The sequence below is a fragment of the Bradyrhizobium sp. CIR18 genome (assembly GCF_014198295.1).
Classification (GTDB): Bacteria; Pseudomonadota; Alphaproteobacteria; order Rhizobiales; family Xanthobacteraceae; genus Bradyrhizobium.
The window spans coordinates 227,541-241,862 of sequence record NZ_JACIHF010000002.1 but is presented as its reverse complement, the minus strand read 5'-3'; the positions used below and the strand labels follow the sequence as shown (position 1 = coordinate 241,862).

Here is a 14,322-nt window from a genome sequence, read left to right as displayed (position 1 = left end):
GCGTCATCACCGATAACAGTGGAAGCGGTGATACCCGTCATAGTATCCGTGGCAGCGGTGACGGTAGTGACGATGGGGAATGCCGAGCACGCCCTCGACTGCACCAACGGCGCCGCCGACGCCGGCACCGACGACGCCTCCAACCGCGCCGCCCACGGGGCCGGCAATCCGGTTGCCCTCGTACGAGCCTTCCTGGGCGCCGCGGACGATGCCCTGGGCGTGGCCGGCCTGCGGCAGCGCCAACAGCGCGAGCAGGATGGCGGCGGCTGCGAACGCCAGACGGAAGGCTAAACCGGCCGGCGACGGCGCGGCGGCGATGCGGGCTTTGTTCATCTTCGATCCCAAACGGTGAATGGCAGCGAGCGCCGCCTGTCGAGGCAGGTGATCATCAACGCGTCGGACGGCGGAATGGTTGCGCCTTTGTGACGAATTGTCGGCGTTGTGAACGGGGCACCGCTCGCGAAAATGTCAGCTTCGCCGCGCGCGGCGCGGCACAAAGCGGCCTTGCTTACGCCTCGCGCCGCGTTAACGATGGGCAGGCAGGCCGCTGGAACGAAAGCCGGATTGCAGGCATATTGCACGCCGGGGACGGAGAGCCGCGGCGCCTAGCGTGAACAGGCCGGAGGCCAGGATTCAAATGCGTTTCCAGATGCGTTCATTTTTTATCGCTTTCACCTCACTGATGCTTTTGAGCGCAGGCAGCGCGCAAGCCAAGGTCGAGATCACCGTCGACAAGGACAATCAGCAGATGACCGTCGCCGTCGACGGCGTCGCGCGCTATCACTGGCCGGTGTCGACCGGCATCCCCTCGCGCGAAACGCCGAACGGCGCATTCCGCGCCTTCCGCATGGAAGAGGATCACTATTCCAAGGAATTCGACGACGCGCCGATGCCTCACGCGATCTTCTTCACCAAAGTCGGCCACGCCATCCATGGCACCGACTCGGTCGGCCGTCTCGGTTCGCCGGCGTCCCACGGCTGCGTTCGGCTGTCGCGCCAGAATGCTTCGACGCTCTATGCGCTGGTGCAGCAGCAGGGCGTGCTCAACACCTCGGTGACGCTGACCGGCTCGGCGCAGGTGGCGCTGGCGCGCAATCCGCGCGGCCGCACCAACAATGCAGTCGCCCGCGCGCCGCAGCAGCCTGCCGAAGAGCAGTACGCGACCACCGGCGATCCCGTGAACCTGACGCCGCCAGCGCAGCCCGCCCGCCGCTACATGCCGCAGGACGACAACTACATCTATCCGGCCGACGGCAGCGACACCGGCGCGCGCTATCCGGCACCGCGCGGCACACGCCCGCTCTATGATGCGCAGGTCTACCAGCAGCAGCCGCGTCCCTATTACGACCAAGGCTCCGGCCAGCAGGGCTACTACTATCAGCCGCAGCCGCGGCAGGTTTACCAGCCGCGCGGCTATTACTATCAGAACTGAGGCGGCCGCGGCCGCCATCCGCCGCGCTCGCCGACCTGCATGTACAAATAGTTTCCTTTCGAGGCACCATGTCCTTACGTGCCGCGACCATTCTGATCGTGTTCTCCATGCTGATCGCGGGCCCGGCCATGGCCTTTGATATCGAGGCGCATCGCGGCGGGCGGGCGCTGCTGCCGGAAAACACCCCGCCAGCCTTCGCCAACGCGCTGTCGATGGGTGTGGACACGCTGGAGCTCGACGTCGGCGTGACCGCGGACGGCGAGGTCGTCGTCTCGCATGAGCGCGGGCTCAATCCTGATCTCGCACGCGGCGTCGGCGGGACTTACATTGCTCCGCCCGGCACGCCCTTGGTAAAACTGCGGCTGGACGAGGTCAGGACCTATGACGTCGGCCAAATCCGACCGGACAGTGCCTATGCGAAACAATTCCCCGACCAGCGCGCCCTGCCGGGGACACACATTCCCACCCTGAGCGAGCTGTTCGCGCTGGTGCGCAAGTCCGGCAACTCGCATGTGCGCTTTAACATCGAGACCAAGATCGATCCGAACCGCCCCGACGAAACGCTCGATCCGCAAGCCTTTGTCACGAAGCTGCTGGGACTGATCGAGACCGAAACGTTTTCCGACAGGGTCATGATCCAATCCTTCGACTGGAGAACCCTGCAGCTCGTCCAGCAGCAGGCGCCGAAGATACCGACCGTGTACCTGACGCTCCAGCGCGGCACGGGCCAGACAGTCGCGCTGGACAAAGCCACCAATTGGACGGCGGGCTTCAGCCCGGCCGATCACGGCAGCTCGCTGCCACGGACGATCAAGGCGGCGGGCGGCACGATCTGGTCGCCCAATTTCGGCGACGTGACGGCGGCGCTCATCGCGGAGGCCCACGGACTCGGATTGCGCGTCGTGGTGTGGACGGTCAACAAGCGCGAAGACATGACGCGGATGATGGAGCTCGGCGTCGACGGCATCATTTCCGACAGGCCCGACCTGCTGCGGGAGGTTGCCGGCGAGAAGGGCATTGTGCTGCCGGCGGGGACGCCGGTCGAGCCGTAACCGTCGGTCTCGTGTCCCGGACGCGGTGCAGCGCGCAACGCTGCTGCGCTGCGTCCGGGGGCACGGAGACGATTGTCGTGCCGCCCTACTCTCCGTTCTTCAAACGCCGGTACAAGGCGCCCAGGATGTTGGAATAGTCGTCGGTCCACACCCGCACCCTGTCGTCGGCTTCGGTCTGCTCCCAGACCTTCGAGGACGCGAGCCGACCGATGTCGGCCTCATCGCGCGCGGAGATGACGACGTCGGTCGAGAAGATGTAGTCGCCATCGCGCCCGGAATCCTCGTTGAAGACCCAGCTCTTCAAATCATTGGCGTCGGCGATGCCGACCACGACGGTCTCGAGATCGAGGTGCCGGTTGGAGACGTGCATCACCACGGCCCCGTGCGGCGCGAGCTTGTCCTTGTAGATCTTCATCGCCTCTTCGGTGGCGAGATGAATCGGGATCGCATCCGACGAATAGGCATCGACGATGATGAGGTCGTAGGCGCCGTCGGGCTCCTTTGCGAAGGTGAGGCGCGCATCGCCGATCACCGGCTTCATGTCCGGCAGGCAGCTCGAGATGTAGCGGAAATTTTTGGGATCACGCGCAGCATCCACCATCGACTGGTCGATCTCGAAGAATTTCCAGTCCTCGCCAGGTTCGGCGGCGCAGGCGAGCGTGCCCGATCCGACGCCGATCGCGGCGACCTTGAGCGGCGCGCCCTTGCGCTCGCGGATCGCGCTGACGGCCTGACCGATGCCGCCGTCCTTGTGATAGTAGGTGATCGGTTCGGGCCGGCCGGTGACCGGCGTGCCGTCATTGTTGCGGAAGCGCTCGGCGCCGTGGATGGTGGTGCCGTGCATCAGCACGTGGAAATAGCCGCCGGGCGTCACCACGATCTTGTGCACGCCGAAGAAGCTGCGCACCGTCGTAACGCGACCTTCGTCCGCGGGATAAACCCGGATCAACGCCAGCGCGAGCGCGACGGTGGCGAAGATCTTCCAGCGGCCGGCATTGAGCGCCAGCGCCAGCAGCGTGGCGAGCACGCCGACGGCGCCGGCGACCCAGACGCGGTGATCCTCCAACCAGGTCGAGAGGCCGCCAGTGGTGTAGGACGGCGCAACCAGCGCAACCGCGAGCGCGGCGAGCACCAGCCAATACCATTTGACGACACCTGCGAGACGCTCATTCGCGGACGGCCGGCACAGCGCGGCAAGCGCGATCAGGATCGGGTATTCGGCGATCCACGAGAAGGTGAAGGGAGCAACGAGGCCAGCAAAGAGACCGCCGACCATGCCGCCGAACGACAGCGCGACATAGAAACCGGTGAGATATCTGGCGGCCGGCCGCATCCGCGCCAGTTCGCCGTGACAGGCCATGGCGATGACGAAGAAGCAGAGTTGATGGCCGCCGAGTGTCAGCAGCAAATTCTGCTCGCCGCCGAAGGCGAGCAGGACGATGACGCCCGCGATCGCGACCGGCTGCAGCATCAACATCCATTTGTGCGGCAGCAGCGGCCGCGACTGGAACACCACGACCCAGGTGAGCAGATAAAGAGACAACGGCAGCACCCACAGCAACGGCGCCGCAGCGACGTCGGTCGAGATGTGCGCGGTGACCGCGATGAGCAGGCCCGAAGGCACCGCGGCGAGGAAGATCCAGCGCAGCCGCGTCACGATATCAGGCGCCGGCGCGTTGACGTCCTCGGTTCGCGCATCGGCCACCGCCAGCTTCGGCGAGCGCAACAGCAGCACGCCGCAGGCGGCGATCAGGAGGATCAACAGGCCATAGCCACCGGTCCAGAGCCGGTTCTGCGCATGCAGCGTGAACATCGGCTCCAGCAGGAACGGATAGGACAACAGCGCCAGGAAGCTGCCGATGTTGGAGGAGGCGTAGAGGAAATAGGGATCGTGCCCGGCGGGATGGCCGGTGCGAACGAACCAGGCCTGCAGCAGCGGATTGTTGGCGGCGAGCGCAAAGAACGGCAGGCCGATCGAGACCACGAACAGGCCGAGCAGCCAGAACGCATAACCCGAAGCGGGCGGCTCGCCATAGGCGGAGGCTATTCCGAGCGGCAGCGTGGCGAAGGCCGCGATCAGCAGCAGCAGATGCACGGCCACGGGAACGACGCGGCTCCTCGCCTGCATCAACAGATGCGCATAGGCATAGCCCGCCAGCAGCAGCGACTGGAAGAACACCATCGCCACCGACCACACCGCCGGCGAGCCGCCGAGCCGCGGCAGCACCATCTTCGTGAACAGCGGCTGCACCGAGAACAGCAGCAGCGCGCTGACGAAGATCGCAGCGGTGTAGACCGTCAGCAGCAGCCGGTTGCGCGAGGCGGACGGCTGCTCCGTGGCGGCAGGTTGCACGATCGAATCCATGGAAGCTCCAGCCTACATTCCCCGGCGGGCGCCGGACGCGCGCAATGGAGCACAAGGCGCCTGAACGGGCAATAAAGGCACTCGTGATGTTGCAGCGAGGAATGCCTGATATAGAGATGTCATTCCGGGGCGCGCGAAGCGCGAACCCGGAACCTCGAGATTCTCCGGTGCGGAGCCCGCACCATAGTTCGATGCTGCGCATCGCCCCGGAATGACGCCAGGGAAATCATGACCGAAACCGACGTCGTCATCATTGGCGCTGGCCATAACGGCCTCACTTGCGCCGCCTATCTCGCGATGGCGGGCCTGCGCGTGCGCGTGGTCGAGCGCCGCAAGGTGGTCGGCGGCGCCGCAGTCACGGAGGAGTTTCACCCCGGATTCCGCAATTCGGTCGCGGCCTACACTGTGAGCCTGCTCAATCCGCAAGTGATCCGCGACCTCAAGCTCACTGAACAGGGCCTGCGGATCGTCGAACGGCGCGCCCAGAACTTTCTGCCCGCGCCGGATGCCAGCTATCTCCTCACCGGCGAAGGGCGGACAAAGGCATCAGTCGCGCGGCTGAGCGCGCATGACGCAGACGCGCTTGACGGATTTTCGCGCGAGCTGGAAGACATCGCCGACGTGCTGCGGCAGTTCGTGCTCCGCGCGCCGCCGAACCTCGTCGACGGCTTCGGCACAGCGGCCGTTCGCGAAGGCGTCAACGCCTGGAAGACCGCCAACATCCTGCGTGGTCTCACGCTGGAACAGAGCCGGAGCCTGCTCGATCTCTTCACCCGCTCGGCCGGCGAGATGCTGGACGAGCGCTTCGAGCATGATCTGGTCAAGGCCCTGTTCGGCTTCGACGCCATCGTCGGCAACTATGCCAGCCCCTACGCCGCCGGCTCGGCCTATGTGATGCTGCATCACGCCTTCGGCGAGGTGAACGGCAAGAAGGGGGTCTGGGGCCACGCCATCGGCGGCATGGGCGCGATCACGCAGGCAATGGCGCGCACAGCGCGTGATCGGGGCGTCATGATCGACACCGATGCCGGCGTCCGTGAGATCATCGTCGAGCGCGACCGCGCCGTCGGAATCGTGCTGGAGAACGGTTCAACCATCCGCGCCAAATATGTCGCGGTCAATGTCAATCCAAAGCTGCTTTACACGCGGCTGGTCGCGGCCGACGCGCTCCCTGCGGACTTCCTCGCCCGCATCCGGCACTGGAAGAACGGCTCCGGCACCTTCCGCATGAACGTTGCGCTGGACCGCCTGCCCTCCTTCACGGCGCTGCCGGGCGAGGGCGATCATCTCAGCTCCGGCATCATCCTGGCGCCGAGCCTCGGCTACATGGACCGCGCTTATCTCGATGCGCGGGCGCAGGGCTGGAGCCGGGAGCCGGTCGTCGAGATGCTGATCCCCTCGACGCTCGATGACACGCTGGCCCCAGCTGGAAAGCACGTCGCCAGCCTGTTCTGCCAGCACGTCGCGCCGGAGCTTCCCGATGGAAAGTCGTGGGACGACCATCGCGACGAGGTCGCCGATCTCATGATCGCGACGGTGGACAAATACGCGCCGGGTTTTGCGGCGAGTGTGCTGGGCCGCCAGATCCTGTCCCCGCTCGATCTCGAACGGCAGTTCGGCCTCCTCGGCGGCGATATCTTCCATGGCGCGCTGACGCTGAACCAGCTGTTCTCGGCGCGGCCGATGCTGGGCCATGCCGATTATCGCGGGCCGTTGAAGGGCCTCTACCATTGCGGCTCCGGCGCCCATCCCGGCGGCGGCGTCACCGGCGCTCCCGGCCATAACGCCGCGCAGACGATCTTGAGAGATCACCGGTCGCTGTTCGGAAGCCGTGGATAGGTCTGTGGATGAGCTGTGGACTGGCCGTTGAATGATCTGTGGTCAGACCGAGGATACATGGGCCAGAACGCCGGGACTGAACTTGGGGAAAGCCGGTGGACAATCGCGGGACAAGCGGGTGGACGGCGTCCCGGCAAGCGGTGGACAATTTGTGAAGATCACTGAGAACGCTCGCCCGAAAACGACCTCGCCCGCCAGGGTATCCCCTCGCGGGCGGTGATCAGGAAAAACCTCAAAGAAAAATAGCCCCCGCTGGGAAATGGAGGCGGAAATTACTTCAAGGAGCTGCTAATCGAAGTGAACTTGTCGTTCAGGGTGACGCCCAAGCTGTTCACCACGGTGATGATCGCCAGAGCGATACCTGCGGCAATCAGGCCGTACTCGATCGCGGTTGCGCCGGACTCGTCCGACCAGAACTTTTGAACCATGCGCTTCAAAACTCGCCTCCGTTTCAATTCCAAGCTGTGTTGGTTGGTTTCGACATCCGCAAAGATACGGGGCGCAACCTACAGCCCGGTTAACCGGGAACCGCAACTTATGCGGAAAAATGGCGACGAAAGCTCCAAAAATTGAACTCAACGGAACCCTGAATGCAGCCTTCTCCCACCCATCGCGCCAGCTTTTCGATCGGCAGCGAGGCCGACGCCAGGCGCGTCGTCGACGTGCTCACCGAGGTGTTTTTCGACGGCGATGCGGCGGTTGCCGCCTTCGAGCGGCCCGACGGACCATGGGACGTCACGCTCCATTTCGCCGAGGCGCCCGATCAGGCTTGGCTACGCGAACTCGTTGCAACTTCAGCAGGAAATGCGATCGCCGCGACGCTTCTCTTCGACACGGTCGAGGCCAAGGACTGGGTCAAGGCCAGCCTGGAAGATCTCGTCCCGGTCCCGGCCGGGCGCTTCGTCGTACACGGCAGCCATGACCGCGACCGCGTGGCGCCGAACAAGCTCGCCATCGAGATCGAGGCGGCGCTCGCCTTCGGCACCGGCCACCACGGCACCACCCGTGGCTGTTTACTGCTGCTTGACCATGTCCTTAAGAGTTCCCGTCCGAGGAACCTGCTCGACCTCGGTACCGGAACCGGCGTCCTCGGCATCGCGGCGGCGAAGGCGCTGCATCGCGCGGTGCTCGCCTCCGACATCGACCCGCCGTCGGTGCGGGTGGCGGCCGAGAACGCGGTAATGAACGAGGTCGGCAACCAGGTCCGCGTAATACGCGCCACCGGCTTCGCCGCGCCGGATTTCGAAAAGGCCGGCCCATTCGACCTGGTGCTGGCCAACATCCTCGCCAACCCGCTCAGGCAACTCGCGGGCCCGATGGCGCGGCATCTCGCGCCCGGCGCACACGTCATCCTCTCCGGCCTGTTGACGCACCAGGCCCCGGCCGTGATCGCCGCCTACCGCGCGCGCGGCCTCGTGCCGTTGAAGCATCTGCGGATCGAGGGGTGGAGCAGCCTGTTGCTGCGGAAGATGTCGTAGGGTTGGTTAGCCCTGCGATTGCGCAAAAGCGCAATCGCTCGGCGTAACCCACCTCTTTTGTCACCGCGGGCAGAGACGTGGTGGGTTACGCCTTCGGCTAACCCATCTCACGAAATTCCGCCGCGCTACTCCGCGGGCTTCTCGTCCCGCCGCATCGGAGGCTCGTCCTGCAAGCTACGCCTCGCGCGACGCTCGGCGATACGGTCGATCATCTGGCGCATGACGCCGCGCGGCTTCTTCGGTGCCGCCGCAGTCGGGGCGCGACGCACCGGCGGCGTAATCTTCTCAAACGTGAACGCTGGCATCGTGTGTCCCCTCGCCGTTGAGATGAACCACCTGCTCGAATTTCCCTGTCATCCGGACGAAGCGCAACTGCCGCATCCTTTACTCCACTCAATTCGAATGGAACCATTCAAGCACAGTCCATGCCAGATGCGATGCGAATGCGTCCAGATTGCGGACTCGTCCCCATGATCCTAAAGTGATCCACCATGTTCGAAGCACACTTCCAGACATTCGAGGAGCCGGAGGCCGGCGTCGCATTGACGGCGCGGCTCGCCGCCCTTCGCGAAGAACTCGCCCGCCGCAAGCTGACCGGCTTCGTGATCCCGCGCGCCGATCAGCAGCAGAACGAATATGTGCCGCCGTCCGAAGAGCGGCTGGCCTGGCTGACCGGCTTCACGGGCTCGGCGGGACTCGCGGTGGTGCTGACCCAGGAGGCCGCATTGTTCGTCGACGGCCGCTATACGCTTCAGGCCGCCAAGCAGGTCGACACGAAGGCCTGGGCCGTGGAATCGCTGATCGATCCGCCGCCGGAAAGCTGGGTGTCCGCGCATCTGAAAGCCGGTGACCGCCTCGGATTTGATCCGTGGCTGCACACTTTTGCGGCAGCCGAGCGCCTGTCCGCCGCCTGCGCCAAGGCCGGCGCCGAGCTGGTCGCCGTCGACAGCAATCCAATCGACGCGGTCTGGCAGGACCGCCCGCAGCCGCCGATCGCCCCCGTCGCCGTGCACAGTCTGCAGAATGCCGGCGTCACTGAAGCCGAGAAGCTGACGCAGATCAGAGCCGAGATCGTCAAGCTCGGCGTCGACGCGCTGGTGCTATCGGACAGCCACGCGGTGGCCTGGACCTTCAACATCCGCGGCGCCGACGTCGCGCACACGCCGCTACCGCTGTCCTATGCGCTGGTGCCGAAGGACGGTCGCCCCACCATCTTCATCGACCATCGAAAACTCTCCAACCTCACGCGCGACCATCTCGAGCAGTCCGCCGACGTGCGCGAGCCCGATGCGATGGTGCCGACGCTGATGGCGCTGGCCAAAAGCGGCGCTGCGATCGCGCTCGACGGTGCCACAGCGGCCGATGCGCTCAGCCGCCTGATCGCGGGCGCCGGCGGCAAGCCGGTGCGCGGCAGCGATCCGATTGCGCTGCTCAAGGCAGTCAAGAACGCGACCGAGATCAAGGGCACAAAGACGGCCCATGTGCGTGACGCCGTGGCGCTGGCACGCTTCCTCGCCTTCATCGACCGCGAGGCCGCAAGCGGCAAGCTCACCGAGATCGACGCAGTCGAGGCGCTGGAGACGTTCCGCCGCGACACCGGCGCGCTCAGGGACGTGTCGTTTCCCACCATCTCCGGCACCGGCCCGAACGGCGCCATCGTGCACTACCGCGTCACCCGCAAGAGCAACCGGCGGATCGCGCCCGGCGATCTGCTGCTGATCGATTCCGGCGCGCAGTACGAAGACGGCACCACCGACGTCACCCGCACCATGGCCGTGGGCGAGCCGACGGACGAGATGCGCGACCGTTTCACCCGCGTGCTGCGCGGCCATATCGCGATCGCGCGCGCCGTCTTTCCGGACGGCACCACGGGCGCGCAGCTCGACACGCTGGCGCGGCAATATCTCTGGGCCGCCGGCGTCGATTTCGAGCACGGCACCGGTCACGGCGTCGGCAGCTATCTCTCGGTGCATGAAGGGCCGGCGCGGATCTCGAAGCTCGGCACCACGCCGCTGAAGCGCGGCATGATCCTCTCCAACGAGCCCGGCTACTACAAGACCGACGGTTTCGGCATCCGCATCGAGAACCTCGAGCTGGTGGTGGCCGCCGACATCAAGGGCGCCGAGAAGCCGATGAACGCGTTTGAGACGTTGACGCTGGCGCCGATCGACCGCCGCCTCATCGATGTCGCGATGCTGAGCCGCGACGAGCTCGGCTGGCTCAACGCCTACCACGCGCGCGTCCGGGCCGAGGTACGGCCCGCGCTGGACGAGGCGACACAGACCTGGCTCGATCAGGCGACGGCAGAGCTGAAGGCGTAGGGTCACCCTGCCGCAGCGCGCATGGCGCTACGCCGTTTGCGCAACGCTGTTTTCCCGACACGGAGGCTAAAGCGAATATCGCGCCTCCAGCATAACCATCCCGGAATCCGTATAGCCGCATTCCGAAACGCCGATATCCGTCTTGCGCGAGCGCGCTACAGTCGATTCGAACTCGAAAGACGGACACCAATGCACGGCATGATCAGCAAGCCGCCGGGAGCGGCGGCCAACCTCGCGACATCGCACCTGGTGCTGCTGTTGCTGGTCGTGATGACCGGGATCGCGCCGATCTCTCTTTATATCCTGGTTCCGGCACTGCCGGTGCTGGCGACGAATTTCGGCAGCGACATCTCGATCGCGCAGATGACGGTGTCGCTCTACATGGTCGGCATCGCGCTGTCGCAGCTCATCATGGGACCGCTGTCCGACCGGTTCGGACGACGCCCTGTGCTGCTCGGAGGGCTGGCGCTGATGGTCGTGGCAAGCGTCGCGTGCATCTTCGCCGAGACCTTGCCGCAATTGATTGCCGCGCGCTTTTTCCAGGCGCTCGGCGGCGCCTCCGGCATGGTGATCAGTCGCGCCATCATCCGCGACATCTACGAGCGCGACCGCGTCGCCTCGATGATCAGCCTCGTGGTCGCGGCACTGATGATCGGGCAGATGGTTTCGCCGCTCACCGGCGGCCTGATCGAGACCGCGTTCGGCTGGCGCGCGATCTTCTACGCCATCACCATCGCCGCGATCATTGTCGCCGCCGGCATCGCGGTGGCGCTGCCCGAAACGCGGCGCAGCCGCGCCGCCGGCAGCGGCTTCCGCGGCGACGTCGGCATCTTGATCCGCAACCGCGCTTTCGTCGGCTATGTGATGTGCCAGGTGCTGGCCTCGCAGATCATCTTCACCTTCGCGGGCGGCGGCCCCTACATCGTGGTGACGCAGATGGGCCGCAGCAGCGCCGAATACGGCGCCTGGTTCGCGACCTCGGGCTTTGCATTTCTCGTCGGCAATCTGCTCTGCGTACGCTTTGCGCCGCGGCATTCGCTGGAAAAGCTGATCTGGTTCGGGCTCGCCCTTCAGCTCGCCGGCAGCCTTGCGAACCTGCTCTGGAGTTTGGTCGGCTGGAACGAGGCGCCGGCCTGGCTGTTCGGCACGCAGATGATCGTGATGGCCGGCAATGCCTTCGTGATGGCGAATTCGGCCGCCGGCGCCATCAGCATCCGCCCCGAGGCCGCCGGCACCGCGTCGGGTGCGATGGGCTTCCTCCAGCAGGGCATCGGCGCGCTGATGTCGCAATTCGGCGCCTATCTCGGCGGCCACTCCGCAACGACGCTGCCACTCACCGCCGCAGTCCTCGCGATCTCGCTGCTCTGTGCTTGCGTGATGATCTTCGTCGTCCCCCGCCGCGAGATGACGGTGAGCGAGACGCTGATCAAGCAGGCGGAAGAGGAAGAGAGCGGGATGATGTGAGGGAGGCTATGCGCGTTACCCTTCCCCTCTGCCCTTGTGTGAGAGGGTGGCTCGCCGCGGAGCGGCGAGACGGGTGAGGGGTCTCTCTCCACGCAGATCACTCTCAGTCGAGTTTGTGGATACGACCCCTCATCCGGCGCTTCGCGCCACCTTCTCCCACAAGGGGAGAAGGAAGAAACCTCACTCCCCGATCAGCGTCAGCCACTCGTCCTCAGTCAGCACCTTGACGCCGTGCTTGTTGGCCTCTGCAAGCTTCGAGCCCGCGCCGGGGCCGGCGACGACGAGATCGGTCTTCTTCGACACCGAGCCCGACACCTTTGCCCCTAAGCGCTCTGCAGTCGCCTTGGCCTCGTCGCGCGTCATCTTCTCCAGCGAGCCCGTGAACACCACCGTCTTGCCGGCGACGGCCGAGTTGCTCTTTGGCTTCTCGGCGTCGACGATCTCGACTTCCTTGGTCAGCCGCTCGACGATGCCGCGGTTGTGGCTCTCGCCGAAATAATCGGCGATGCTCTTGATCACGGTGTCGCCGATCTGGTCGAGCGCGTCCATGTCGGCCATCGCCTCCTCGTCGCCGTGAGCGATCTTGAGGCAGGCGTCGTGGAAGGCGTCCCAAGAGCCATAGCCGCGTGCCAGCGCCAGCGCCGTGGTCTCGCCGACATGACGCATGCCGAGCGCATAAATGAAGCGTTCGAGCGCGATTGTGCGCCGGCTCTCGATGGCGCCGAACAGATTGCGCACCGAGGTGGCACCGTAGCCCTCGATCTCCTCGAGTTTCAGCTTCGCGTTGCGCTTCTCCAGCGTGAAGATGTCGGCGGGCTCCTTGACCCATCCCTCGTCGAAGAAATACTGCAGCTGCTTCTCCCCTAAACCGTCGATGTCGAACGCACGGCGCGAGACGAACAGCTTGAGGTGCTCGACCTTCTGATAGGGGCAGGCGAACTCGCCGCTACAACGGGCGCGGGATTCCTCCTCGCCGGCTGCGGTTGCGCCGCGGACGACGTCGGTGTGCAGCGGGCACGGGCACTTCTTCGGGAAAGAGAATTCCCTGGCGCTCTTCGGCCGCTTGTCGAGGACGACATCCACGATCTGCGGAATCACGTCGCCGGCGCGCTGGACCACGACGGTGTCGCCGATCCTGATATCGCGCCCCTCGCGCAGCACCTCGCCCTTGTTGCCGATGCCCTTGATATAGTCCTCGTTGTGCAGCGTGACGTTTTGCACGATCACGCCGCCGACGCCGACCGGCTCGAGCTTGCCGACCGGCGTGAACGAGCCGGTGCGACCGACCTGAATCTCGATGTCGCGCAGCACGGTCATGGCCCGCTCGGCCGGGAATTTGTGCGCGATGCCCCAGCGCGGCGTGCGCGAGACGAAGCCGAGCCGCTCCTGCCAGTCGATGCGGTCGACCTTGTAGACAACGCCGTCGATGTCGTAGTCGAGCTCGGCGCGCTCTTCCTCGATGCTCTGGTGGAACGCGATCAGCTCCTCGACGGAGTGACACAGCTTGGTCAGCGGATTGGTCTTGAAGCCGCAGCGCTCGAACCAGTCGATCATGCCGCTCTGCGTCGCTTCCGGCATCGCGCTCATCTGCCCCCACGCATAGGCGAAGAAGCCGAGGGGACGCGAGGCGGTGATGGTCGGGTCCTTCTGCCGGAGCGAGCCGGCAGCCGAATTGCGCGGATTGGCGAAGATGGTATCGCCCGCCGCCTTCTGCCGCTCGTTGAGCGCGAGGAACGCCCTCTTGGTCATGTAGACCTCGCCGCGGACCTCGCAGATATCGGGGATGTTCCGGCCCTTCAGCTTTTGCGGTACGTCTTCGAGCGTGCGGATGTTGGCAGTGACATCCTCGCCGACCGCACCGTCCCCGCGCGTCGCCGCAGTGACGAGCTCGCCACCCTCGTAGCGCAACGACATCGAGAGGCCGTCGATCTTCGGCTCGGCGGAGAAATTGACCTTGTCGTCGTCGAGCTTCAGGAAGCGCACGATGCGGCCGACGAAGTCGCGCACGTCCTCCTCCGCAAAGGCGTTGTCGAGCGACAGCATGGGAACGGAATGCCGGACCTTCTTGAAGCGGCCTGACGGCGCTGCGCCGACCTTCTGAGAGGGCGAGTCCGCGGTGACGAATTCAGGAAAGCGCTTCTCGATCGCATTGAAGCGTTGGCGCAGCGCGTCGTACTCGGCGTCGGTGACGGTGGGCGCGTCCTCCTGATAGTAGCGCTCGTTGTGCCCCTCGATCTCCAGCGCCAGCCGCATGTGCTCGACCTTGGCCTGGGCCTTGGTGAGGTCGGCGACGTCGCGAAGCGGTGTTGTTTTGGATTTTGCTGCTCTGACCATGGTGCTTGGATACGACGGAGCGGGTAGCACGGTAAAG

At 65.4% G+C, this 14,322-nt stretch carries 11 protein-coding genes; 6 read left to right on the top strand and 5 right to left on the bottom strand.

From position 1 onward, the window contains the following. Window positions 1-6 precede the first annotated feature (6 nt). Complete coding sequence (locus tag GGD65_RS09650; protein ID WP_183235131.1) at window positions 7-333, bottom strand: hypothetical protein; 327 nt, start codon at window positions 331-333, stop codon at window positions 7-9. A gap of 304 nt (window positions 334-637) precedes the next feature. Between GGD65_RS09650 and GGD65_RS09645 the strand changes: the two genes are divergently transcribed. Both GGD65_RS09645 and GGD65_RS09640 read left to right on the top strand, forming a co-directional pair. Continuing rightward, a complete protein-coding gene (locus GGD65_RS09645) occupies window positions 638-1,432 on the top strand; it encodes a L,D-transpeptidase (RefSeq protein WP_026202764.1) in 795 nt (264 codons plus the stop codon). Between the two features lie 68 nt (window positions 1,433-1,500). Continuing rightward, window positions 1,501-2,484, top strand: a complete 984-nt coding sequence (locus GGD65_RS09640; RefSeq protein ID WP_183235130.1) for a glycerophosphodiester phosphodiesterase — start codon at window positions 1,501-1,503, stop codon at window positions 2,482-2,484. An 85-nt stretch (window positions 2,485-2,569) separates the two neighbouring features. Here the strand turns inward: GGD65_RS09640 and GGD65_RS09635 are convergent, their stop codons facing one another. Continuing rightward, window positions 2,570-4,849 carry a fused MFS/spermidine synthase gene (locus tag GGD65_RS09635; RefSeq protein WP_183235129.1) on the bottom strand — a complete coding sequence of 760 codons (2,280 nt, stop codon included), beginning with the start codon at window positions 4,847-4,849 and terminating at the stop codon, window positions 2,570-2,572. A gap of 228 nt (window positions 4,850-5,077) precedes the next feature. Between GGD65_RS09635 and GGD65_RS09630 the strand changes: the two genes are divergently transcribed. Beyond that, entirely contained in the window at window positions 5,078-6,688 is a 1,611-nt protein-coding gene (locus GGD65_RS09630) for an NAD(P)/FAD-dependent oxidoreductase (RefSeq protein ID WP_183235128.1), read from the top strand. A gap of 272 nt (window positions 6,689-6,960) precedes the next feature. Here GGD65_RS09630 and GGD65_RS09625 read toward each other — a convergent pair whose 3' ends face one another. Further along, window positions 6,961-7,116: a Flp family type IVb pilin gene (locus GGD65_RS09625; protein ID WP_018322539.1), complete on the bottom strand. Its 156-nt coding sequence runs from the start codon at window positions 7,114-7,116 to the stop codon at window positions 6,961-6,963. Between the two features lie 162 nt (window positions 7,117-7,278). On the opposite strand from GGD65_RS09625, the gene GGD65_RS09620 reads away from it, so the two are divergent. Next, complete coding sequence (locus GGD65_RS09620) at window positions 7,279-8,166, top strand: 50S ribosomal protein L11 methyltransferase (RefSeq protein WP_183235127.1); 888 nt, start codon at window positions 7,279-7,281, stop codon at window positions 8,164-8,166. A 125-nt stretch (window positions 8,167-8,291) separates the two neighbouring features. On the opposite strand, the gene GGD65_RS09615 is transcribed toward GGD65_RS09620, so the two are convergent. Next, window positions 8,292-8,471 (bottom strand): hypothetical protein, encoded by a 180-nt coding sequence (locus tag GGD65_RS09615; RefSeq protein WP_018322541.1) that lies wholly within the window; start codon window positions 8,469-8,471, stop codon window positions 8,292-8,294. Window positions 8,472-8,657: 186 nt separating this feature from the next. Here GGD65_RS09615 and GGD65_RS09610 point away from each other — a divergent pair, with 186 nt between their 5' ends. Continuing rightward, window positions 8,658-10,487 (top strand): aminopeptidase P family protein, encoded by a 1,830-nt coding sequence (locus GGD65_RS09610; RefSeq protein ID WP_183235126.1) that lies wholly within the window; start codon window positions 8,658-8,660, stop codon window positions 10,485-10,487. 189 nt (window positions 10,488-10,676) lie between these two features. Continuing rightward, window positions 10,677-11,951 carry a multidrug effflux MFS transporter gene (locus GGD65_RS09605; protein WP_183235125.1) on the top strand — a complete coding sequence of 425 codons (1,275 nt, stop codon included), beginning with the start codon at window positions 10,677-10,679 and terminating at the stop codon, window positions 11,949-11,951. A 180-nt stretch (window positions 11,952-12,131) separates the two neighbouring features. On the opposite strand, the gene ligA is transcribed toward GGD65_RS09605, so the two are convergent. Continuing rightward, the gene (gene ligA / locus GGD65_RS09600; protein ID WP_183235124.1) at window positions 12,132-14,285 is read right to left on the bottom strand and encodes an NAD-dependent DNA ligase LigA; all 2,154 of its coding nucleotides are present in this window, start codon (window positions 14,283-14,285) and stop codon (window positions 12,132-12,134) included. Window positions 14,286-14,322: the final 37 nt, after the last annotated feature.